Consider the following 25000-nt stretch of genomic DNA (forward strand, 5'->3'; position numbering starts at 1 on the left):
AGTCGTTCCGTCGCTGCGTCACGTCAGGAGCGGACCTCGAGCAACAACTGCGGACATTGCCGACGTGCTATCGGCCTAAACTGTCGAGGCTCGCCGCCAATTCCAAGTTCCGAAACGGCTTGGTCAGCCTCGGGAGATCAGGCGCTATGCCGACCGCCTCTGCATATCCCGACACGATCAGCACCTTCACGTTGGGACGTTCGGCCTGGATGCGCCGGGCCAGTTCTGTGCCGGACATTCCAGGCATCAGGTGATCCGTCACGACGAGATCGGGGAACAGCCCGCCGTTGAGCAGCCGGAGCGCCTCTTCGGCCGAGCCCGCTTCGACAACTTCGTGCCCGAGTTCGATCAGCATCTCGGCGGTACTGAGCCGAACGAGGTCTTCGTCGTCGACGAGCAGCACGGTCCCGCGGCGAGCCGCAAGCGCCGGCGCTCGTTCGAGGGCAAGCGGCGTGCCCGTCTGCGCATCTCCCTGCGGCAACCAGAGTTCGACGTTGGTGCCTACTCCCGGGGTGCTGTGGATGGTGAGGGCGCCACCCAACTGGGTGGCGAGGCCGTGCACCATGGACAGGCCCAACCCCGTTCCCTTGCCGATACCCTTCGTCGAGAAAAAGGGTTCAATCGCGCGGGACAGCGTCACTTCGTCCATCCCGGTCCCACTATCCGCGACTGAGAGATGGAGATAGGGGCCGGGTTTGAGGTTGGAGCGGTGTTGTCGGCCGATCGTTGCCGCCCGGACGGATATGCGTAGCGTCCCGCCGTCCGGCATCGCATCGCGGGCATTCACCGCAAGGTTCAACACCGCCATCTCGAGTTGATTGGGGTCGGCCTTGGCTGGCGGCAGGTCACGTGCGGCATCGACGACGACCTTGATCTGTGGTCCCGTGGTGCTCGCCACCAGCTCGCCCATGCCGGCAACGAGCAGACCGAGGTCGACCGCGACGGGCTGGAGCGGCTGTCGGCGGGCGAAGGCGAGCAAGCGCTGCACGAGCGTTTTTGCCCGATCTGCCGATTGCACCGCGCCGGCGATGAGCCGTTGCTCGCGCTCGCCGCCGACGCCCCTGCGCTGGAGCATATCGAGCGCTCCGACGATCGGGGTGAGCAGGTTGTTGAAGTCATGCGCGACGCCGCCGGTGAGCTGTCCCATCGCCTCCATTTTTCGGCTCTGACGCAGCGCCTCGTCCTGCTCGCGTTCCCGGCTGACGTCGCGACCGACGGCATAGAAGCGGTCGCCTTCCGGCACCGCGGCCCAGGCGACCCAGATCGTGTTGTTGTCCGCCGTGATCAGGCGGTTTTCAAACCGCTGCAGCGGATCGCGCGTCTGCAGCGCCGCGATCACCTGACCCGCAGCAGCGAGGTCATCAGGATGGATGACCGCCGCGAGCGGCTTGGCCAGAAGCTCCGCGCGTGAATAGCCCAGCAGTCTCTCCCAGGCCGGATTGATGGTCTTGAGGAAGCCGTCGAAGCCAACGACAGCGAAGAGGTCGTTGCTGAGGTCGTAGATCCGATTCCGCTCCCGTTCGCTTGCCTCGACCGCGGTCTGCAGATCGCCGGCCAGCTCACGCAGTCCTTCCTCGCGTCGACGCTCGCCCGTGACGTCGACATTCACCCCCACGAGGCGGGCCGGCCGGCCTTGGTCATCGAGCACGGCCGTCGCGCGCGAACGCACCCAGCGCTGCTCGCCGGTCTGCTGGTGCTTGATCCTGAAGTCGATGCTGAACGCTTCGCCCTTCGCCGCCGCTTCTCTCGCAGTCCTGTCGGCCAGGTCACGGTCATCCGGATGGAGAATACCAAGCCACGTGTCATAGGGCGTTCCCGCATGCTTGGCTGGATCGAGCCCCAGGATGTCGTACATTTCCGGCGACCAGCTGATCGCGCCAGTGACGAGGTCCCAATCCCACACGCCGATTCCGGCTGCCTGCTGTGCAAGCTTGAGCCGCGCTTCGCTGGCACTGAGCGCCGCCTCGGCGCGAACGCGTTCGGTGACATCATAGCCCTCGACGAACACCCCGGTGACGGCGCCATCGGCATCGCGAACCGGCTGGTAGACGAAGTCAACCAGCCGCTCAGTGATGGGGCCGCCCGGTGCAGCCTGCATCGCATAAGGAGCGCTCGAGAAAATGAGCGCTTCTCCGGTGCTGAACGCCTTGTTCAAGTGCTCGACGTAACCCTGCGCGGCGGCGTCAGGAAGGGCCGCGGACACTGGTTTGCCAAGCACGTCACGGTGGCCGATCAGTTGCTGAAAGGCGGGGTTGGTGAGCGTGAAGCGATGCTCGGGCCCGCTCAACATGGCCATGAAGCCGGGCGCCTGCTCGAACATGCGCTGCAGCCGCTCGCGTTCCTCCAGGGAACGGCGTTCAGCAACGACCTTCGCCGTCGTCTCGCTACACGCACAGAACATTCCTGCGACCTGACCCGCTTCGTTCCGCACTGGCGAATAGCTGAAGGTGAACCAGGTCTGCTCCTCGAATCCTTTGCGGTTCATGAGGAGCGGCAGGTCCTCGCGATAGGTGGCCTCGCCGGCCATTGCCGCTTCGATCAGCGGCGCGATATCTGGCCAAATCTCCGCCCAGATCTCGGAAAAGCGCTCGCCAAGCGCCTTCGGATGCTTGCCGCCGAGGATTTCGGCGTAGGAGTCGTTGTAAAGGAATCCCAGTTCGGTTCCCCACGCAACGAACATCGGAAACTTGGAACCGAGCAGCAGGCCGACCACCGAGCGCAGGCTTTGAGGCCAGCCGTCCGGGGGACCCAGCGGAGAAGTCGACCAGTCGTGCGCGAGCATGAGGCGGCCCATCTGACCGCCGCCAGACAGGAAGTCGTATTGGGACGTCCGGTCTGCTCTATAGGCCACGCGAAGTCCCTTTGCTCGAACATCGATGTCGGATGAGCCGCAAACCGAAGCGTTCGTCACGGCTCGTCTCATTGTCCAGCGAGTGCGGTGGCTTGAAAATTGGCATGATCCAGACTCATGTCATTCATCTCGCCGGAGTGCAAATGACCAGAATGTGCATCGCGGACGAGCGGCTGGGATGTGGCCCTCCATGCGCCTCAAGGACTTCAAGCCAGGACGTCAATTTGGTCCGAAGCGGGGGAACTCAGCTTCCAGAAAGTCAGCTCAGCCGCTGCGCAAGCCATCGCATTGCAGATTGTCCGAACACGGCCCCCCGGCGTAGCGAACACCAAGGCCGCGCCCACATTCCACATCAGGATCATCGCCGATGCATCACCGATATTCGAGAGCCAGGCGCAAACAGCTGGAGGCCGGCAGCAGCAGCCAGAGCCTTGAACGATCCGGCAGGCTGATATGAAAGGCGGCGACCGCCGCGAGGACGCCCGTCGCGAGCGCCGCAGCCATGCTGGTCGCAAAGGCAGGGTTCACGCCTTCTGCTCTGACGTCGCCAACCCGCGCAGGACTTGTGCGATGACGGCAAGGACATTGTCCGTCGGCTCGCCCTCGGCGACATCTATAGCGGCGCGCTCGAACATGGCTGAGAGCAGCGAGGTGAGCGCCTCGATCGGCAGGCGGGGCAGGGTGCCCTCGGCGATCGCCTCTTCGAGGCCGGTCTTCAGGCTGGCGTCCCCGTTGCGGCCTTCGATCTCGCGGATCGTGTCGCGGCCCAGCACGGCTGGGCCTTCGATCAGGAGCAGCCGTGTGCGTCCCTGGGCCTGCATTGCCAGCACATACGCTTTGGCGCCAGCGAGCAGCCGCGCGCGCGCGGACAAGCCCGGCGTGTCGGCTGCTGCAATCGCCGCGGCGACGGCTTCCGATTCAGCTTCGACCACGGCGCGGAAGATCGCCTGCTTGTCCGCAAAGTGGTGGTACAGCGCGCCGCGCGTGACGCCGGCTGCCTCGACGATGGACGGCGTGCTGGTCGCGGCATAGCCGTGGGTCACGAACAGCCGGCGCGCCTTGGCGACCAGCCGCGCCCGCATCTCGGCCGTCCGCTCGGGATTGCTGCGTCGAACCGATTTTACTTGCATGCAGGCTGCCTGTTTGTTAAATAAAGATACAGGCAGAATGTATCTATATTTGAGGGAGAAGGGAAGCATGAAGATTACCAGCTATTACCCCGTCCTCATGGCTGACGACGTCGCCACCACTGCGGCGTTCTATGTCCGGCACTTGGCGTTTCAACCGCTGTTCGAGGCCGATTGGTACGTCCACCTGCAGTCCACGCGCGACCCCGCCGTCAATCTCGCGATCCTGAGGGGGGATCACGAGACGATCCCCGCCGCCGGTCGCGGACGGGCCTCGGGCCTGCTGCTGAATTTCGAGGTCGACGACGTCGACACGATGCATGCCGAGGCGGTCGCGGCGGGATTGCCGATCCTGCTGCCGCTGCGCGACGAGGAGTTCGGCCAGCGGCATTTCATCACCCAGGATCCCAACGGCGTGCTGATCGATGTCATCAAGCCGATTCCGCCGAGCGCTGCGTTTGCTGCTCAATATGCGCCCGACGCGCGACCGCAGTGACGATGACGGTTGCGGTCAGTGGCATCGGTTGAGACGTTTGCAGCAACCAATGGAACGCCTGTGTGCTCAAACTCGGGTCTGTTCCCGCAGCGTCAGCAGAGCTGCAGTGACGGCCATCATGTCTTCGGGAAGCACCTGAACAATTAGCTGATCGTCGGGTAGGCGCGCGTTGCGATCCCAGGAATGAATGACGGCAGAGCGGGGACCCCGCGATCACGCGATGGAGCATGTCGCTGCTTATCGCGGGACAGGGGATCCTCCGCTGCTGCAAGTCGCTCGATGCCGGGCAGGACTCATGGTCCATTCCTCATGATCTTCTCGAGGCGGAAGAAGTCTGCATCCTCCGCCACGTCCTCGGGCGGCGGCCCGAGCGGGTCGCGATGGTGGGCATTGTAGTAGGCCACGATCTTGAACCCGCATTTGTTGACGTAGAAGTGGACGTTGCGTTTCTCCAGATAGGGCGTGTGGGTTTCCCAGATCCGGGTGGCCGGATAATGCGCCTCGATGGCTCGCCATGCCGCGTGGCCGAGGCCGCACCCCTGGTGCCTGGGAGCGATGTAGAACAGGTCGAGCGCATTGCGCTGCGAGACGGGGTTGATCGACAAGACGGCGCCGCCGATGGCTTCCCCGTTCAGCAGGACGCGATGAGTCGCGCTCTCCGAGGCATTGACGGAGTCCTGAATGTCCGAATCGGAGGGAATGGGCAGGTCCCGGCTCGCGCCAGAGGCGTCGAGGATGGCGAAGGAGAACGCCTCCTGCAGCTCCCGCGCAAACTCCAGCACATCGATCTGTCCAGCCGGCGCGAGTGTCACGCCGCGCGCTCTGCTGTCCCTTGGCAAGGTTCGCCCCTTTGGCCCGATGACCCCAAACGCGGCGATATGGACAGCGCCAAGATTACCGTCGTGTGACCCCATGGGGCCGACGGTCGATCATCGATGGCCGGAGATCGGTCGCCGAAGCGAACGACCCCGGCCATCGCAGGGGAGAGAGAGGGAGACGAACTCGATGCGTCAGAGGGCTCTCATCCCATCGTTGCCAGCCGCAGCGCCAGCGCGCAGGCGCGGTCATATTCGTCCAGGCTGATCCATTCGTCGATCGTGTGCGGCTCGTTCTGGCCGGTGCCGAAGGTGACGGTGGGGATGCCGTGGCGGACCATCCAATTGGCGTCGAGGCCGCCATTGCCGGCGCGCAAGGTTGGCGTGGCGCCGATGTCGGTGACGGCGGCGGTGGCGCGCTTGACGACGGGCAGGGTCTCCTTGATCCGGAACGGCGGAAACTCCGTCACTGCCTTGAACTTGACGCGGCCGGACTTGCCATCGCTGTTGGTGACCTGCTTGGCGGCCTTCTCGAACGCGGCTTTGTAGGCGTTGCTGATCTCGCGAACGAATTTGGCGTCATGGCTGCGGCATTCGCCGCGCACATGGACGTAGTCGGTGACGACATTGGTGGCGTCGCCCGCAGGGCGGCCGTCGCCGCCGGTGACCGGGCCGACATTGCTGGTGCCCTGCCTGGCGTCCTTGCCCTTGCCCTTCACCACCTTGCCGAACCAGCCGCCGGCTCTGACGTCGGCGAGCGCGAGCGCCAGGATCATGGTGGCGCTGATGCCCCGCTCTGGCGCGACGCCGGCATGGGAGGCGCGGCCGAAGATCTCCGCCTCCCAATGGTCGGCGCCCACAGCGGCAATGGTGATGCTGGAGGCGGAGCTGCCGTCGAAATTGAAGGCCATTGCGGGCGCGCCGAGCGCGTTGAGGTCGACGTGGCGCGCGCCGTGCAGGCCGCTCTCCTCGCGTACGCAGAACAGCAGCGTGATCGGCGGATGATCGAGCTTTTGCCGGATCAGCTCGGCCGCGAGCGACACCAGGATGCCGCAGCCGCAGCGGTTGTCGCCGCCGAGCGCGGTCTTCGCCTGGTTGACGATCTTCCGGCCGGAGATCTTCGGCTGCGCCCCGGCGCAGAGCGGCACCGTGTCCATGTGGGTCATGAACATCGGGCGCGGCTGATCGCGCATCGTGCCGCGGCCGGGCAGCTCCACGATGAGATTGCCGGTCTCGGTCGGCAGCGCAATGCGCGTATTGGCATCGTCGAAGCGCATCGCCTTGGCCGGCACGCCGGCCTGCTTCAGCGCCGCCATGATCTCGCGCGCGATCGCCTTCTCCTGTCCGGTCACCCCCGGCACGGCGAGAAAACGCATCAGGCGATCGGTGGCGGCGGCGGTGTCGACGGACATGACGAATCCTTGGTGAGCGCGATGCAGCAGCATCGCTTCCCGGACGTCGATGTGCAAGGTTAGCCCGTGCAGGACGGCAATGTGTCACGATCCGGGCCCCCGGCGTCATCCGCCGGGACCATGTCCAGCCGATACCATGTCCACGTCGATCACGACCGCCGAACCCGTCGCGCGCGATTCCGCGAGACGGTCTGTCGACCGCAAAGGCTGCTCTGCAGGCCTGGCGTGATCGCGGCGCGTCTCAGCTCGCCTTCGGCGCGGCGGTGGCGGCCTGATCCTTCATCGATGCCGCCTCCGTCTTGCCGCGCTTCAGCATCTTGTGCCAGAGGTCGCGATAGCGATCGGCGTTGAAGGTGAGGAGTGTGCCATTGTCCTCGAAATGCGCCTCGAACACCTTGCCGAGCGCGTAGGTGTAGGCGCCGAGCACGGTCGGCATCGCGATGACGCCGCAGGCCGTGCCGATGAAGGGAACGAATTTGACCAGCGTCAGCGACAGCGCCCCGCCGGCGAAGGTGCCGCCGGAGCTCGCCATCAGGCTGCCGACGACCGATTTTCCGAGGTTTTCGCTGTACGGCACGCCGTACAATTTGGTCAGCCGCGCCAGCAGCGCGAGCTGATTGGCCAGCGCAGCGCCGAGATCGATGCCCGGCGCGGGAATGAGGCCCGCCGCCATCGAAATCAGCACGTGGTCGCGGATGATCTCGTGCGCCCGCACCTGGCGCGCCTCCGGCGAGAGAGCGGGATCGGCGATCGCGCTTTTGCCGTCGTCATTCTTCGGTTGGTCAAGCATGGCCGGTTCCTCCAGAGACATCGCTCAGCAAGCGGTCGAGATAACGTTGGGACGAATTGAGACGATACAGCGCGCCGCGCGCGATCAATGCCGCCGTGTCCGGCTGCGCATCGACGATCGGGGCAATCACGTGATCGAACCACGCATTGCCGTGCTCGGCGTCGATCTGATAGTGCACGTGATAATAGTCGAGGCCCGACGGATCGAGCCCGAGCCGTTCCCAGGCCTCGACCACATGGCCGAAGCGGAACGGCACCACATATTCTGTGACGCCGTAATAGCCGATCGCCTTATGGAAGTGGCAGCGCTGCAGCACCATGGTCATCGACAGGTTGCCGCAGGCGATCGACTCGGTGCGCAGCTGCGCGCGCACCGCCGAGGCCGTGATACCGAGCACGTCGAGCACCCGCTGGAACAGCTTGGTATGGATGCGCGGGATCTCGCCATTGCCCATCTCGTCCCAGTAGTTCTTGGCGATTTCCATCTTGGCGACGTCGGGCGTGCCGAGCTGCAGCAGCGCCATCGCGTCGTCGAAGCGGGGATCCAGCGTGGTTTCCTGGATCGAGTAATATTCAAGGTCGCGCTTGGTCGCGCGGCGCATGAAGTCGGTGTAGAACGGATGCGCCGTCGCCGGATGCTGCTCGACCAGCTCGCGCAGCCAGCTCGCCAGCGCTGCGCCGGTGCGCGGAGCGCTCGCCACCAGCCCGTGATCGATGGCGCGCTCCTCGAAGCCGAGCAGATAGGTCTCGATCAGCTCGGCGATGTCGTCGGCCTCCGCGCTCGGGCGCCGCTCATCGCCGCTCGGCAGCCGCAGCCGCTCCGCATAGATCTGCGCCAGCAATCGATGCGCCGCGCGCAGCGCCTCGGCGTCGTCCTCGCGAAAGCCGCGACGACAGACCGCGTCGATGGTGTCGAGCCGGTGGGCGCGGTCCGCGAGCCGGCTGTAGATCGTGCCGGTCGCCGGTGTGGCGGGAAAACCGCCACCGCGCTCGATCAGATCGATGAGAGCAAGGACCTGGTTCTGGTCCTGGACGCGCTGATCGGCGCGGGCCGCAGCGGGCGTAGCAAGCGAAAGCTGGTTCATGGCGCTGATCCCATGATGGACGAATCCTCTATGTTTGATGGTTCAAGACAGGTCTGCGAAAGGATCGCGGCGATCTCGGCCACGGCAGCGCCGCTCATCAGCCCGCCATGCGTGCCGGCGACCGGCCGCACGATGAGCCGGCTGGCCACGCGTCCCCAGAAATTGTCGGGCGCCGCCTGAGTGGCTTGCAGCATGTCGAGAAAGCCGGAGGGATACGCCGCGACGCACGGCTCCGGCGGCGTCTCGGCTTCGTTGGCCTTCAGCAGCAGCACCGGGCCGTCATATCGCTGCGGGCGGAAGTCGGCGAGCATGGCGTTCTCCATGCGGATCACGCGCGCCATGCGGTCGCGAATCTCGTCCGGCATGTCGCGATAAAACGGCACGTCGAGAAAGGCCGCACGCGCGGCTGCGTCGAACGCGGCCACGAAGGCCTGGCGTCCGTCATGCGGGCCGAAGGAGTCGAGCAGGATCAATTGCTCGACGCGCTCGCCGGCGGCGGCGAGCTGGCAGCTGATCTCATAGGCGACGCTGCCGCCGAACGACCAGCCGCCGAGCAGATAAGGTCCCGTCGGCTGCACGGTCCTGATCGCTGCGAGATAGCGCCGCGCCAGCGCGGGAATGCCGGTGACGGGCTGATCGTTGCCATACAGGTTCCAGGACTCGACCGCGCAGATCGCAAGATCATCCTGCAGCAGCGGCGCCAGCGCCGAATAGGCCTCGGCGCCGGCATGCCCAGGATGGACAAGGAACAGGATGCGGCGGCCGCGCTTGAGCATCACGGTGGGCTCGAAATCGGCGCCGGCGCCGTCCTTGCGCAGCGCCGCGGCCTGCGCGGCGATGGTGCGCGTGCTGAATATCCACGCGACGGGGAAGCTGCGACGGAACGTCGTGTTGATGCGCGTAGCAAGGCGGACGGCGAGCAGGGAGTGACCGCCGACGGCGAAGAAGTCGTCCTCGACCCCGAAATGGTCGATGCCGATGACCTGGGCCCAGAGGTCATGCAGCCGGCGCTCGGTCGCGTCGCGTGGCAGCAGCGCATCGCTGTCGAGCGGGCCGATCTCGAGGTCGCGCGCGACCAGCGATTTGCGATCGACCTTGCCGTTGATGGTCAGCGGCAGCGCCGCGAGTTTCACGAACAGCGACGGCACCATGTAGGCCGGCAATTGCCCGGCCAAGTGGTTGCGCAATGCCTGCGGGCTCAGTGCGGTCCCGGCGTCGTCGGCCTCGGCGTAGAAGGCGACGAGCTGGCGGCTGCCGCCGATGTCGCGCACCACGGCTACGCAGTCGCGGATGCCGGCGAGGCGGCCGAGCGCGGTCTCGATCTCGCCCGGCTCGATGCGGTAGCCATGGATCGACAGCTGATTGTCGTCGCGGCCGAGCACCTCGATGCTGCCGTCGGCGCGCTGACGGGCGAGGTCGCCGGTGTAGTAGGCTCTCACCTCCTGCGTGATCAGCGGCAGCGTGACAAAGCGCTCAGCGGTGAGATCAGGACGGCCATGATAGCCGCGCGCGACGGCATCGCCGTAGACATAGAGCGATCCCGCGATGCCATGCGGCAGCGGCCGCCGTCGGCGGTCGAGGATGCAGATGCCGACGTTCTGCACCGGATGGCCGACCGGCACGTTGGCGCCATAGGCCTCGGTGTTCACGACCTCCTGCCACAGCACCGAGGTCGCCTCGGTCGAACCGTACCGGTTGAACAGCCGCACCGCAGGCATGGTCGCACGGAAGCGCCGGGCGAGCTCGACTGGCAGGATCTCGCCGGAGCAGATGCAATAGCGCAGATGCGGCAGCCGCTCGGCGATGTCAGGCACGTTGTCGAGCAGCGAGGCCAGCAGCGACGGCACCGGCTCGAGCCGGGTCACGCGATGGCGAGCGAGCGCGTCGACCATGCGCTGGGGATCGCGGACCACCTCGTCGGAGCACACGACGAAGGGAATGCCGCGCGCGAGCCGGCTGAAGACCTCCCAGACCGCGTCGACGAAGTTGATCGAGCTGATCTGCGAGCCGACCTCGTCGTCGGCGAGCGGCAAGGACCGCCACAGCCAGTGAAAGCGGTTGAGCACCGTCGATTGCTGGACCATCACGCCCTTCGGCCGTCCGGTCGAGCCGGACGTATAGGCGATGTAGAGCAGGGGATCCGCGACGGCCTCCCGCGTGGGATCGCATGCCGTCTCGCTGTCGAGCATGGGATCGTCGAGCGCGATCACCTCGCCCGTGAACTGCGGAAACTTGTTGGCCAGGGCCGCCGTGGTGACCAGCACCGGCGCCTGCGAATCCGCGAGCATGAATTGCAGCCGGTCATCGGGCACGTCGGGTTCGAGCGGCACATAGGCGCCCCCGGCCTTGAGGATGCCCATCAGGCCGACGATCAGCGGGATCGAGCGTTCGATGCTGATGCCGACCGCGGTCTCCGCGCGCACGCCGAGCTTGCGGAGACGGTGCGCGAGCCGATTGGCCTGGACGTTGAGTTCGCCGAACGCGATGGCGCTGTCGCCGTGCATCACGGCCGCGCGTTGCGGCTGGCGGCGCGCGACGGCCTCGAACATGTCCGCAAGCGAGATGTCGCGCGGATAGGGCACCGCCGTCACGGCCGCCGCAAGGGCCGCGCGCCGTTCCGCTTCGGTCAGCAGGGCGGCGTCCGCGAGCGGCCGCTCGGGATTGGCGGCCAGCCATCGCAGCGTCTCGGAGAGATGGCCGAGCAGTCGCGCGATCACCGTTTCGTCGAAACAGGCCGCGTCGTAGGAGGCCTGCACCAGAAGCTCGGCAGCGGGCACGACCACCAGCGTCAGCGGGAAGCTGGTCTTGATGTCGCCGCGCATGTCGAGATAGCCGCCGGCCGGCGCGGCGCCGATGCCGTCGTCGGGATAGTTTTCGAACACCAGCAATTGCTGGAACAACGGCGTGCCGTTCGGCACCGCGCTCTGCGCCTGGATCTCGGTCAGCGACAGATAGCCGTGCTGGATCACGCTGCGCGTGGCGGCTTGGACCGCATGCAGGTTCTCGAGCACGCTGCGTTCGGCATCGAGCGACAGCCGCAGCGGGACGGTGTTGATGAACAGGCCGATCATGCGCTCGACCTGCGGCAGCTCGCCTGGTCGCCCGGCGACGGCGATGCCGAGCACGACCTCATCCTGGCCGCTGTAACGGGACAACACGGCGGCCAGAGCGAGCTCGACCAGCGTGTTGAGCGTGACCTTGTGCTGCCGTGCGAATGTTGCAAGCGCCGCGCTGTCCGTGCGATCGAGCAGCAGCCGGCGTCGCTCCATGCGCTCGATCGGGCGTCGCATGTCGAGCGGCCGGTGATTGATCGCGAGCGGAGTCGGCGCCTCGATGCCGGCGAGATGGGCGCGCCAGAACGCCTGCGCCTGGTTGCGGTCCTGCCGGGCGAGCCAGGCGATGTGGCGCTCGAATGGCGGCGGCGCGGGCGGCAGCTCGATCGCCTCGCCACAGGCCTGGCGATAGCGCAGCGCGACCTCCTGCAGGATCAGCGGCAGGCACCAGCCGTCCATCAGCAGATGATGCGTCGTCCAAACCACCGCCCAGCCATCGTCCCGCAGCCGCATCAGCCGCAACCGTGTCAGGCCGGGTCGGTCGAGCCTGAAGCCGCGGCGGCGGTCCTCGGCCAGATAGGCGTCGAGCTGATCGTCTGGGCCGCCGCGCCAGTCCGCTTCCTCCCAGTCGAGCGGAACGTTTTCATAGATCGCCTGCAGCGGCCGCGTCACGCCTTCCCAGATGAAGGCGGCGCGCAGGATGCCATGCCGATCGATGATCCCTTGCCAGGCGCGGCGCAGCGCAGCGGTGTCGAGTTGACCCTGATGGCGCCACGACAGTTGCACGCAATACTGATCGGAGTCCGGTGCGTAGAGTGCGTGGAACAACAAGCCTTCCTGCAATGGCGCGAGGCCGTAGACGGTGTCGATCCGGCCGGCGCGCGCGAGCCCGTCGAGCGTGGCCTGGCTCACATCCGGCGCGAGCGGGCAGTCGCTCGGCGTCAGGCCGCCAGCGCCGCTCACACAATGCTTGACGACATCGCCGAGGGCGGTCGCAAACGCATCCGCAAGGCGCTGGGCGCGGCTGCTTGCACAGCACCTGCCGCTGTATTCGATGGTCACTTTGAGCGCGCCATCGGACACATAGGCACTGATCTCGATCGGATGGATCAGCCTGTTGCGCGGCGAGACCGCGGTGCCGGCGGACTCCTCAGACAGGGTGATGTAGCGCCCGCTCAGCGCATCGAAGCGGCCGAGATAGTTGAAGCCGATGCGCGCCTTGGCACCGGCAGCGAGCGCCGCATGACGGGGATCGTCAGACAGAAAACGCAGCGCGCCATAGCCGACGCCCTTGTCGGGAACGGCGCGCAAGGTTTCCTTGATTGCCTTGATGGCCGCGTCGATGTCGCTGCCGGCCGGCAGGGTGAGATGGACGGGGAACATCGAGGTGAACCAGCCGACCGTGCGCGACACGTCGCGTGCGCTCACGCACTCCTCGCGCCCGTGACCTTCGAGATCGACGATCACATCGGCGAGTCCGGTGGAGCTGCGCACTGCCAGCGCCAGTGCGGTCAGCAGCAGATCGTTGATCTGGGTGCGATAGGCTGGGCCGGCCCGGGTCAGCAGCCGTCCCGTGGTGTCGGTGCCGAGCGTGAAGCAGATGCGGTCAGCGTCTTCGCCACAGCCTGGATCGGCCTCGCTGCTGTCGAGCGGCAGCGCAGAGGCGTTGGCGCCGACGGCGAGCCAGTAATCCCATTGCGCGACCGCAGCGGTGCGGGCGTAACGGGCCAGCGCGCTGCGCCAGGATGTAAAGCGCACTGCAGGTCTGGCCGGCGTTCCGCCGGCCAACAGGCATTCAAGGTCTTCGAGCAGGATGCGCCAGGATACGCCGTCGATGATGAGATGGTGGACGGCGAGCAGCAGCCGCGGGCGCCGGTCGGGATGGCCGGTGAACAGCGTCGCGCGCGCCAGCGGCCCGTGGCTGATGTCGAGCCGCGCCTGAACGCGATCGGCTTCCGCCCGAAGTGCCGCCGCAGCGTCGGCGCAACCGGTGAGGTCGAACGCCTCGACCGGCCACGCCGCGGGGCCGGTCGTCTCGCGCCAACCCTTGTCGGCATGGCTGACGAAGCGGCTCGCGAACGCCGGGTGCAGTTCGCCAAGCTGGGACAGCGCGTGAGCGATGCGCGCGATTGTGACGCTGGCATCGACGTGGAACAGGAACGCCTGATTCCAATGGTTGAGGTCGGAATGGCCGATCGCGAAGAACCATTGCTGGATCGGCGCGAGCGGTGCGCGGCTGGCATCGGCGTCGTCGTCATCAATGACAACCAGGGCCTCCGGCGCCTCGCGCCGCAGGCTGGCGGCGAGCGCGCGGATGGTCGGGGCGGCAAACAGCTGACTGGCGCTCAGCTCCAATCCCATCTGGCGCGCCCGGGCGATCACCTGGATGGTGAGAATGGAGTCGCCGCCCAGCGCGAAGAAATCCTCGTCGATGCCGATCTGGTCGAGCTTCAGCACGGTGCGCCACACCGCGGCGAGGGCGGCCTCGGTGTCGTCGCGCGGTGCGCTGAGGTCGCGCTTGTCAGGCGTAGCGCTCGCGGGCAGCGGAAGCGCCCTGCGGTCGATCTTGCCGTTCGGCGACAGTTGGAGCCGGTCGAGTCGCATCAGAACCGCAGGCACCATATAGGGCGGCAGCAGCGCAGCGAGCCGCGCCCGCACCGTCTGCTCATCAGGCTGTCCGGACGGGGCCGCGTAATAGCCGACGAGCCGCCTTGCCGCGCCGCTGTCGACGACGATGACCGCGCTCTGTGTCACGCCGGGGCAGGCGGCGATGACCGCCTCGATTTCGCTGGGTTCGACCCGATAGCCGCGGATCTTGATCTGGGTATCGATGCGGCCGAGGCATTCGAGCTGGCGGTCGGGCAGCATCCGGCCGAGATCGCCGGTGCGATAGATCCTGGCGTTGCGCCCGGCCAGCCGGTCAGGGAGCGACTGGAATGGATTGTCCATGAACCGCTCGGCGGTGAGCTCCGGGCGGTTGAGGTAGCCGGCCGAGACACCGTCGCCGCCGATATAGATCTCGCCGATGGCGCCGAGCGGCACCGGCCGCAGCCGCTTATCGAGCAGATAGGCGGTCTGGTTCTGGAAGGGCACGCCGATCGGCGCGTTGCCGCTGCGCCCGGTGTCGCGCTCGACATAATAGGCGATCGAGCCGATCGTCGTCTCGGTGGTGCCGTATCCGTTCACGACGGCAGCTCCAGGCACGGCCTGCTTGATGCGCCACATCGCCTGTTCGAGCGGCGGCTCGACGCCGACCATCAGCCGCTTGAGGGCATAGTTCGCCCCGTCCGCCGCGACCAGCGACGCGACGGCGGTCAGCAGATGCGGCGGCAGATAGCAGTTCTGGATCCGCTGGTCGCGCAGATAGCGCGCGAAGCGATCAGCATCGAGAATGGTGTCCTTGTCGAGCAGATGGACCGCGGCGCCGAACAACAGGTTGGAGAAGATCTCATAGACGGACACGTCGAAGCTGAGGCTGCTGGTCAGCGTTCCCGCATCGCCTGGCGCGATCGCGCGCTTGCTCTGCCATTCGTGGCAGAAGTTGATGACGGCGCGGTGCACGCAGGCGACACCCTTGGGACGCCCGGTCGAGCCCGAGGTGTAGATCACGTAAGCCGCGTCAGCAGGTCCCGTTGTGGCGGGAGGCGGACGATCATCGCCGCTCCCATCGGTCGGCTCGACGATCAGCAGCAGGCGCTGCGGCGACTGCAGGACGGCGACGTCGCGGGCCGCCTTGGGGCTCGCCAGCACGAGCTCGGCGGCGCTGTCCTCGATCATGAATCTCAGCCGCTCGGCCGGATAATCCGGGTCGAGCGGCACCCAGGCGCCGCCGGCCTTGAGGATCGCGAGAATGGCGATCACCATCTCGATGGTGCGGCCACAGCACAGCGCGATTGGGCGGCCCGGCGCGATCCCACCGGATGGGGCGGGGCTCGCGACGATGCGGTGCGCCAAGCGGTTGGCAGTTCGATCGAGCGTGCCGAAGTCGATGTGGCGATGGCCTTCGACCACTGCGGTCGCCGACGGGTGGCGGCGCGCGATCTCGGCAAACAATCCATGCAAGGTGGCATCGCGCGGGTAGGGGACCCAGCGGTCGTTCCAGGCCATGAGCAAATCGTGGCGCTCGGCCACGGAGAGGAAGTCGAGCTCGCCGAGCGGCCGTGCCGCATGCTGCGTCAGCCAGGTGATGGTGCGGTCGAGATGCGCGCACAATTGAGCGACCGCAGCGGCCGTAAAACTGTCGGCATCGTACAGCACGCGCAGCTCGATCGCGGTGCCCGGGAGCACGGCCAAAGTGAGCGGGTAGTTGGTCTTCTCGTCGATGCGCAGCTCGGTTACTTCGGCTGGAAGACCGCCGGGATAGCTTTCGAACACCAGCAGCGACTGGAACAAGGCGCTGCCGGATTCGAGCTTGCTCCAGCCTTGAATCGTGGCGAGTCCGACCGTCGCATGCGCCTCGGCACCGCGGGTCGCGGCCTGTACTGCATGCAGATGATCGAGGGTGCTGCGGTCCTGGTCGAGCGAAAGCCGCAACGGCACGGCATTGATGAACAGGCCGATCATCCGTTCGACCTGCGGCAGTTCGGGCGGCCGGCCCGACACGGCAATGCCGAACACGACATCGTCATGCCCGCTATAGCGCGACAGCAGGGCAGCCCAGGCCAGCTCGATCAGCGTGTTGAGCGTGATCCGGTGTTGGCGCGCGAACGCGGCCAGCGCCGCGCTGCGCGTCTTGTCGAGCAGCACGGACTCTCGCTGCAGCCGTTCGATCGGGCGACGGATGTCGAGCGGCCGGTGGTTGATCGCCAGCGGTGTCGGCGCCTCGATGCCGGCGAGATGCGCGCGCCAGAACGCCTGTGCAAGGTCGCGGTCCTGCCGCGCCAGCCAGGCGATATGGCGCTCGAACGGCGGCGGCGCTGGCGGCAGCGCGACGGCCTCGCCGCAGGCCTGGCGGTAGCGCAGCGCCACCTCCTGCAGGATCAGCGGCAGGCACCAGCCGTCCATCAGCAGATGATGCGTCGTCCAAACGATGGCCCAGCTGTCGTCAGTCAGCTGCATCAGTCGCAGCCGCATCAGCCCCGGCCGACCGAGTGCGAAACCGCGGCGACGATCTTCGGACAAGAACGTGTCCAGCCTGGCGGCATCGTCGCCGCGCCAATCGGCTTGGTTCCAATCGAGCGGAGCAGTTGCATAGACCACCTGCAACGGCCGACTCACGCCCTCCCACACGAAGCCGGTGCGCAGGATGCCGTGCCGCGCGATGACGCCTTCCCAAGCGAGACGCAGCGCCGCGGGATCCAGCGGTCCTTGATGGCGCCACGACAGCTGCACGCAATATTGGTCGGAGCCTGGCGCATAGAGCGCATGGAACAGCAGCCCCTCCTGCAGCGGCGACAGTCCGTAGACGGCTTCGACGCGCCCGACGCTCCACAAGGTGTCGAGCACGTCAGGGGGGATGTCGATCGACGCATCCGTCTGCTCGGGCTCAGCGGGCGGCACGACAATTGCTGCCGGCGTGCGCGAGACCGCCTCGGCCAGCCGGGCGATGGTGGGATTTTCAAACATCGCCTGCGCTGTCAGGGCGATGCCGACGGCGCGGGCGGCGGCGCACACCTGGATAGTCATGATGGAGTCGCCGCCGAGCGCGAAGAACTCGTCATCGATGCTGATACGTTCGAGCCGCAGCACGCTGCACCAAATGCTCGCCAACGTCGTCTCAAGCGGCGTACGCGGCGTCCGCCCCTCCGGCATCACCTCCGCCTGCGGGCGCGGCAGCGCGCGCGGGTCGAGCTTGCCATTGGGGCCGACCGGCAGCGCGTCGAGGCGCATCAGCAGCGACGGCACCATATAAGCGGGCAGCCTTGCCCGCAGATGATGTCGCAGCGCCGGTTCGTCGAACTCCGGGGCCGCGGCGTAGAAGCCGACCAAGCGCGACGAGCGGCCGTCCTGGTCAACCAGGACGTGGGCGGAGGTGACACCTTCGTGCTGCTCCATCACGCGCGCGATCTCGCCGGGTTCGATCCGCAGACCGTTGAGCTTGATCTGCTCATCGACGCGGCCGAGCCATTCAAGGCGTCCATCGCTGCGCCAGCGCCCGATGTCGCCGCTGCGATACAGCCGGCCTGGGCCCGTCGGGTCGGCCATGAACTGGCGCGCCGTCAGGTCCGGGCGTCCGAGATAGCCACGCGCCACGCCAGCGCCGCCAATGCAGATCTCGCCGGGCACGCCGATCGGACAAAACCGATCGTTGCCGTCCAGGATCCGGACCTGCACATTCGCGATCGGCCGGCCGATCACATGCGGGGTGATCGGCTTGCAGATCGCGTCGGTGGTCGCGAGCACCGCGGTCTCGCTCGGTCCATACGCATTGATGACGCGGCACTGTCCGGACCAATAGGCCAGCACGTCCTGCGGACAGACCTCGCCGCCGATCACCAATGTCCGGGGCGCAGCGTCCTGCCGCCTTGGAAGCTGCTGGGCAATGGTGGCCGGCAACTCGACGAGATCGATGGCGTGATCGCGGATCATGGCCGCGATCGCCTCGGGTTCGGCCATCAGCCGTTGTGGCACGAGGTGCAGCGTGGCACCGGCAGCAAGCGCGGTGGCGATGGCGCCGATCGAGACGTCGAAGCTCATGGCGACGTAAAGCAGGACCCGGGCGCCCGGCTCGAGACCGAAGAGATCGCGCTGTGCGCGCGCCAGATTCGCCAGCGAGCCGTGCTCGATCAATGCGCCCTTCGGGCGCCCGGTCGTACCGGACGTGTAGATGACATAAGCCAGATCGTGCCGGCGCGGCGGTCTGGCCGCCGCATCGGCGTGCGCGTCCTCATGCTGCATGTCCACCAGCAGCTGAGGCACCGGCATGCTGTCGAAGAGGCCGGATGTCTGATCCGTGACGATGATCAGGCGTGGCGCGGCGTCCTCCACCATGAAGCGCAGGCGCTCGGACGGAAGATCGGGCGCGAGCGGCAGATAGGCAGCCCCTGCCTTAAGCACCGCGAGGAAGGCAACGATCAGGTCGGCGCTCTTCGGAACCGCGACCCCGATCACGCCATCGGCGATGGCGAGGCCAGATGCGGTCATGCCCGCCCTGATGTGAGCGGCCAACGCGTCGGATCGGCGGTCGAGCGCGGCATACGTCAGGGCCTGATCGCCCGCAATCGCCAGGAGCTCGCCATGCGCAGCCACTGTCTGCGCAAACAGATCCACCAGCGTGCTCTCATCCGGAGCCGCGGTTTCCGACGCGCCGAAGGCGATGAGCGCCGCGCGCTCGCATGGCGGCAGGATCTCGAGCGTCTCGATCGCCGCGTCGCAATCCCGCGTCGCAATCTCTGCCAGATGCAGGAGTTCCGCCGTCAGGCGCTCGATCGTCGACGAGTCGAACAGATCGGTGCTGTATTCGATCTCGGCGACCATGCCCTCGGCCGTCTCGGAGAGCGTGAGCGTGAGATCGAACTTGGCCGTGCCGGTATCGATGAAGGCAGTCTCGCAGGTCAGGCCGGGCAGGCGCAGATTGGCAAGGCCGTCGGCGAAGGTCTGGTAGACGAAGGCGACCTGGAAGATCGGGTTTCGGCTGGGATCGCGCGCGCCAGCCATGCGGTTGACGATCAGGTCGAATGGCGCCTCCTGATGTGCGTCGGCGTCGAGCAATTCCGATGCGACCCGTGTCATCAGGGCCGCAAAGCTGGGATTCCCGGTGAGATCGACGCGCAGCGGCAACGTGTTGGCGACATAGCCGATCAGATCGGCGACCGCGGGGTCGCGGCGATTGGCAAACGGCATGCCGACGACGATGTCGTCCTGGCCGCCGAGGCGCGACAGCAGCAGCGCGAAGATCGCAAGCCAACCGGCACAGGGGGTGACCGATTGGCCGAGCGCGGCGTCGCGGAGCGCATCGGTGAGCGCCGGCGGCAAGGCGAAGCGGTAAGTCTGGCCATGGCCACTCAGCCGCTGCGGCCGCGGGCGATCGGCCGGCAGATCGAACGGAGCGAATCCATCGAGCCGCCGCTGCCAATAGTCCAGCGCGGTCTCGATCACGGCCGGGAGCGCGCGGCGCTGCCACAGCGCGAACTCGGCAAATTGCAGCGGCGGGTCGGCGGCATCAGACGGCCGGCCCTGCCGCGCGCCATCATACAGGGCGGCGAGGTCACGCTGCATCACGACCAGCGACCAGCCGTCATTGATGATGTGGTGCTGATTGATCAGCAGCACATGATGGTCGTGCGACAGGGCGAATAGATTGACGCGCCAGCATGGGCCGGTTGAGAGGTCGAACGGCCGCCGCGCTTCGGCATCGAGCCGCTGCGGCAACGCGCTTTCACTGATCGGCTCGACGTGGAGCTGGACGGGAGCCGGGGCGACGATGCGCTGAGCCGACCCGCCCTCATGCTCGATGAAGGTGGTGCGCAGGATCGCGTGGCGTGCCGCCAGCATCGTCAGCGCCTGGCTGAGCGCGCCAACGTCGAGCGGACCTCGAATATGCGTCGCGAGCGGCACGTTGTAGGCGACGCTGTGCCCGTGCTGCAGTCGGTCGATGAACCACATCCGCTGCTGGTTGAAGGACAGCGGCCACATCCGGTCGGCCAGATGCAGCATGATCGACTCGCGCTGCGAGCCGATCTCGCCGCGCAGCGTGTCGGGCAGCGGCCGGTTCGCCAGATTGATCAGGCTGAGCTGTTCGCCGTTGCGGCGAAGCAGGAAGCCTTCCCTGGCCAGCCGGTCGACGAGCTCCGACGGATCGGATTCGATCAGGGACATTACAGCCGCTCCATCACGATCTGACGGCCGGCCGGTCGTGCCGCATCCGATTTGATGTGCTGCGCGAGATCGCACAACACCGCGTTCTCATAGACAGCGCGGAAGGTGAGACCGACGCGCAGGCTCTGCTCGACGCGGAGCATCATCTCGCCGGCCATCAGCGAATTGCCGCCGAGCCGGAAGAAGTGATCGGTGCGCCCGATCTGCGGCCGCTTAAGTACTACGCTCCAGATAGAGGCCAGCTCGCGCTCCACCGGATCGGCGATCGATACAATGGCCGCAGCAGGGGCAGGGACAACGTCAGGCAATTGCTTGCGATCGAGCTTGCCGTTGGCAGAGAGCGGCAGCGCGTCCAGGACGATGATGTGGTCGGGCACCATGTAGTCCGGCAGCCGCTGCCTGAGCCTCTCGTGAGTGCGAGCGAGGTCCGGACGGCCGTTCCGTCCGACGAGATAGGCAACGGTGAGCTCACGGCCATCGGTCGCGCGCCGCGCGACGACCGCTTGCGCGACGTCGGATTGCTCCAGCAGCACCGCTTCGATCTCGCCGAGCTCGACGCGGAAACCGCGGATCTTGACCTGGAAATCACGCCGGCCGAGGAACTCGATGGCGCCGTCAGGCAGGCGGCGGGCGACGTCGCCGGTGCGGTAGAGCCGCGCCATGTGCGGGACGCCATCAGCAAAGGGATTGCCGACGAACCGCTCGCGGGTCAACTCCGGCCGACTGACGTAGCCGCGGGCGACGCCGATGCCGGCGATGCAGAGCTCGCCTGGCACGCCCAGCGGCATCGGGAGCAGTCGGCCGTCGAGAATATGGAGCTCCGTGTTGTCGACCGGCCATCCGAGCGGCGCCACCGCGTGGCGCTCGGCATCGCCGATATCGCAGCACCACGCGCTGACATCGATCGATGCTTCAGTCGGGCCGTAAAGATTGTGCAGCTCCGCATGCGCCAGCCGCGCGCGGCACTGCGCCGCGACCGCGGTCGGCAGCGCCTCGCCGCTGCAATAGATGCGCTTCAGCGACACCAGGTCGGCGAGGTCAGCGTTGCCCAGGAACACCGACAGCATTGCGGGCACGAAGTGAATATCGGTAATGCCGCGATCACGGATCAGCCCGGCGATGGCGCGCGGGTCCTTGTGCGCGTCCGGCGGCGCGACCACCAGCTCGGCGCCGGAGATCAACGGCAGCAGAAACTCCCATACCGAGACATCGAACGTGTAGGGTGTCTTTTGCAGGATGCGGTCCGTCGGCTGCAGCCCGTAGTGTTTCTGCATCCAGACGATCCGGTTGGCGACGCCGCCATGCGTGAGCATGGCGCCTTTCGGCCGCCCGGTCGAGCCCGAGGTGAAGATGATATAAGCGAGATCATCGGGTGCTACCGAGGGGCATTCGGCCTCGGGTCCCGCCGCCGCACCGAGCGGATCGACCGTCAGTTGGTCGATGCCGGCGCACAGGTGGTCCTCGAATTCGGCGCCGACAAGCACAAGCACAGGCGCGGCATCTTCGATCATCTGCGCGATGCGCGGACGTGGGTCGCGTGGATCGAGCGGCAGATAGGCCGCGCCCGCTTCCAGGGTCGCGAGCAGCGCGACGACCATGGCGATACCGCGCTCGAACATCAGCGCGACCGTCACGTGATCGCCATGCGCCCGCGTCCGCGCGCGGATCTGTCGTGCCAGAACGCGCACATGCGCATGCAGCGTGGTGTAGTCGAGGCCGATCGCATTGAACGACACGGCCGGCCGTTCGGCATAGGTCAGAGCGGCGGTGTGGAGCAGAGCGTTGAGCGTGAGATCGCGCGCCGTCGCGACATCGGACCCCTTGCTGCTCGCGCGGAGGGCCGCGTGGGCCTCGGCCGACAGCAAAGGCAGGTCGCCGAGCTGGGTGTCGGGATCGGCGCAGCCGGCGTTCCAGACCGTCGCAATCGAGTCCGCGAGCCCGGCCACGAATGCAGGCTCCAAGCTGGCGGCGCTCCATTCGAGCGCAGCGGCTTGGACGGTATTCGTCTGGCCCGGAGCAAGCGTCACGCGCAGCCGCAACGGCGTTGCCGGAGCGGAACCGTCGCCGGTCAGGATCGCGACCGGCACCTGCTCGCTCCAATCCGTTCGGCCGAGACGCTGCGGCAGATCGGCCGCCATCGGCTCCGACAAGGCGAGTGATAGAAGGACCTCGCTGTCGGCGCAGAGCTCGGCAAAGCCGCGATCGGCTGAAGCTGCAAGTGTCAACGGCACCAAGCGCGCCGCGAAGGGATCGGGTCGGATCGGCAGTCGGAGCGCGAGGCTGACGGTCGTGGCATCGAGTGCCCGCGCCGCGGTCGCGACGACGGCGGCCACGAGTGAGGAGAGAGCAGGGGGCTTGAAACGATCGTCGCCGATATTGGGGAGACCGACCGCAGTCTGTCGGATGCAAGAGTCTGCCGTGCCGTTTGCCGGCTGGATGTTGCGCGTGATGGCCGCGAGGAAATCCAGGCGTGCCGGCTCGATCGCCGCGATGGCGGTGGTCCATTGCGCCTCCGCCGCCTGCATGCGCCGCAGGACCGTGGCATCGGGCGGAGCGCCATCGACCGTCTGGCCGACAGCAAACAATGCCGCGATCGCTGTCCGATCGAGCGCTCGGCCATCTGCGTCGTGCAGACCGCCGAGCCGGACGCTTCCGTTCCGGGCGGCGATCACGACACTATCCATGCTGACTGCGAGCACTTGCCCCGGAGTGGTCTCTGACGACTCGGCGATGTCGATCTGTCCAACGGTAAGGCCAACTCCTCCTGCGACCAGCCGCAGCGCGCAGCGTGCGCGGTGGGAGCCGAAATCGATAGCCCGGGGCAGCGCGCTGAGCGTCGCGGCGTCGATGTCGAAATGCAGGCGATGCACGGCTCGCAGCGTCGCTGTTTCGACCGGAGTCGTCACGGGCGGCGGCGTGTCGGCGAGCTCTTCCTCGCGCGCCAGCATGGTAACCAACTCGGTCAAGCCATCGAGCGCCGCGCGGTGGGCGCGCTCGACGACGGTGCCGGCCCTGTCGCGCGCCGAGAGCGGCACGGACGCGGTCCATAGCACTCGCTGGCCGTCCATCCAGGCGATCTCGAAGGACGAGCGCTGTGACGCAATCGCAGCTACGAGCACTGCCGGGCCATCGCCGTCGCGCTGCAGCGGCCGCAACACCAGCGTGCCCGGCGGCAGATCCGGAACACCATCGGCCAGGCCATCGGCATGGACGGCGAGATCGTAGCCGCCGAGCGCGGAGGGCCGCGATGGCGCGGACCTGATCCGCGCAGTGTGCGCGAAAGCGAGACAACGCGGATTTTGGGTGATCAAAACCGTGACAGCGTGCCCGCTCTCGTGCAGATGACGGACGATCTCCAGCGTCAGATCGTCATTGCCCTGAACAACGCAATCGAGGCTCCGCATGGTGGTCTCGTCCGTCTCCTATCAGCCGTTCTGCGCCAGACTTCGGCGAGAAAGCGTGGTCTCGCCGCGATCTCAACTGTCAACCAGACGCCGGTCCTCGAACGCCTTGCGGATCTCGGGATCGTCGAGCACGCCGCTTTCGGCCAGGAAGTTCACGACCTTGTCGACGATCGGGTTGACGGTGCGGTAAGTGGCGAGATCCTGGTCGAGATGGGTGGCGGCGATGACGGTCTCAATCTGGCGTGCGTCGAGCCCGACGTCGGCGAGAATGTCGATGTCGAACTGCTTCTGCAGAGAGAGACTAAGATAGTCGCCGAGAAAGTCGGGCAGAACGGCACCGATCGCACGGCGCTGCGCAAGCGTCAGGACGCTCCAGAGATGTCGGAGGACATCGCCGAAGATCAGGCAGTGGCGGACCTCGTCGATCATGTGATCGCCGTTTACGGCATGGAAGGTCTCATTGAGGCCGTCCTCGCGATGCACGTCGATCAGATCCTTGGTAACGGAGTTCTCCGCAATGCAGACGGAGATCGTCTTGAGCGCGATGTGCAGATCAGCCGGCAGCTTGGGAAGAGCGTTTCGGATCGCCTGTTCGACCGTGAGGGTCGTCGGCAATGACAGCGGCGTGACACCGGTCAGCCGCTGTACCTGCTCCATGAAGTCGATCGCGACATGGGCATGGAAGGCCTCGTCGATGACGACGGTGAGCACGTCGGCGCGCAGCTGCGCCGGAAACGGCCATGGCAGCTGATCATTGGCAATCGCGAGCGAGACCTCGCTGACGACCCGGGTTTCGACGAACGCGATATCATTCAGGAATTTGTAAAGTGATTGCAGCAGAATGCGCTGCCGAGCGGCGGTGCCGAGAGCCTTGACCAGCGGATGCAGCGCAATGGGCTGACGAGCTGTGGGATAGAAGTGTTCATCGGGACTGACATTGCGCAGCACGCGCCGTGGCCGCGACCGGATCGACGACGATTTCTCCCAATGCGCCTGTCGTCGCGACAGCGACGCCGTCGTGTCCACATTGATGCCCATCCGCGGTCCCCCAGCCGTCGAAGTGTTTCAGTCGTTGATTGTCGTGCACGTCGCCGCCAAGCACCGCTCCGCTCGACGGAGCTCAAGATGCGCGTCGAGGCGCGTTCGGCCGAACCGGCCAGCGTGATGCAAAGCGAGCGCATGGATCATGCATCCTCAGCGCGCCGCCAACT

11 protein-coding genes are annotated in these 25000 nt (G+C 66.7%); 1 reads left to right on the forward strand and 10 read right to left on the reverse strand.

Annotation, left to right across the window (positions count from 1 at the left end; translation table 11 throughout):
- Positions 1-67: 67 nt before the first annotated feature.
- The 3 genes from BBTA_RS17290 to BBTA_RS17295 form a co-directional block, all read right to left on the reverse strand.
- On the reverse strand, positions 68-2911 hold the full coding sequence (locus BBTA_RS17290) for a PAS domain-containing protein (RefSeq protein WP_244424446.1): 2844 nt from the start codon (positions 2909-2911) through the stop codon (positions 68-70).
- 312 nt (positions 2912-3223) lie between these two features.
- Positions 3224-3355 carry a hypothetical protein gene (locus BBTA_RS41640; protein WP_256374712.1) on the reverse strand — a complete coding sequence of 44 codons (132 nt, stop codon included), beginning with the start codon at positions 3353-3355 and terminating at the stop codon, positions 3224-3226.
- Positions 3356-3375: 20 nt separating this feature from the next.
- Positions 3376-3981 (reverse strand): TetR/AcrR family transcriptional regulator, encoded by a 606-nt coding sequence (locus BBTA_RS17295; RefSeq protein WP_012043783.1) that lies wholly within the window; start codon positions 3979-3981, stop codon positions 3376-3378.
- A gap of 67 nt (positions 3982-4048) precedes the next feature.
- Here BBTA_RS17295 and BBTA_RS17300 point away from each other — a divergent pair, with 67 nt between their 5' ends.
- The gene (locus BBTA_RS17300; RefSeq protein ID WP_012043784.1) at positions 4049-4474 is read left to right on the forward strand and encodes a VOC family protein; all 426 of its coding nucleotides are present in this window, start codon (positions 4049-4051) and stop codon (positions 4472-4474) included.
- Between the two features lie 293 nt (positions 4475-4767).
- Here the strand turns inward: BBTA_RS17300 and BBTA_RS17305 are convergent, their stop codons facing one another.
- From BBTA_RS17305 to BBTA_RS17335, 7 genes are all read right to left on the reverse strand, one after another.
- A complete protein-coding gene (locus BBTA_RS17305) occupies positions 4768-5286 on the reverse strand; it encodes a GNAT family N-acetyltransferase (RefSeq protein WP_012043785.1) in 519 nt (172 codons plus the stop codon).
- A gap of 209 nt (positions 5287-5495) precedes the next feature.
- The gene (locus BBTA_RS17310; protein WP_012043786.1) at positions 5496-6701 is read right to left on the reverse strand and encodes a M20/M25/M40 family metallo-hydrolase; all 1206 of its coding nucleotides are present in this window, start codon (positions 6699-6701) and stop codon (positions 5496-5498) included.
- Between the two features lie 241 nt (positions 6702-6942).
- On the reverse strand, positions 6943-7491 hold the full coding sequence (locus tag BBTA_RS17315) for a YcjF family protein (RefSeq protein WP_148221462.1): 549 nt from the start codon (positions 7489-7491) through the stop codon (positions 6943-6945).
- Entirely contained in the window at positions 7484-8575 is a 1092-nt protein-coding gene (locus BBTA_RS17320) for an iron-containing redox enzyme family protein (protein WP_012043788.1), read from the reverse strand. Before BBTA_RS17320 ends, BBTA_RS17315 begins: the two co-directional genes overlap by 8 nt.
- On the reverse strand, positions 8572-20385 hold the full coding sequence (locus BBTA_RS17325; protein ID WP_148221463.1) for a non-ribosomal peptide synthetase: 11814 nt from the start codon (positions 20383-20385) through the stop codon (positions 8572-8574). Before BBTA_RS17325 ends, BBTA_RS17320 begins: the two co-directional genes overlap by 4 nt.
- Positions 20385-23789, reverse strand: coding sequence for an amino acid adenylation domain-containing protein (locus BBTA_RS17330; protein ID WP_012043790.1), 3405 nt, complete (start codon positions 23787-23789; stop codon positions 20385-20387). Before BBTA_RS17330 ends, BBTA_RS17325 begins: the two co-directional genes overlap by 1 nt.
- A 72-nt stretch (positions 23790-23861) precedes the next feature.
- Positions 23862-24827 carry a diiron oxygenase gene (locus BBTA_RS17335; protein WP_012043791.1) on the reverse strand — a complete coding sequence of 322 codons (966 nt, stop codon included), beginning with the start codon at positions 24825-24827 and terminating at the stop codon, positions 23862-23864.
- Positions 24828-25000 lie beyond the last annotated feature (173 nt).

Origin of the sequence: Bradyrhizobium sp. BTAi1 (assembly GCF_000015165.1) — a bacterium.
GTDB classification, from domain to species: Bacteria; Pseudomonadota; Alphaproteobacteria; order Rhizobiales; family Xanthobacteraceae; genus Bradyrhizobium; species Bradyrhizobium denitrificans.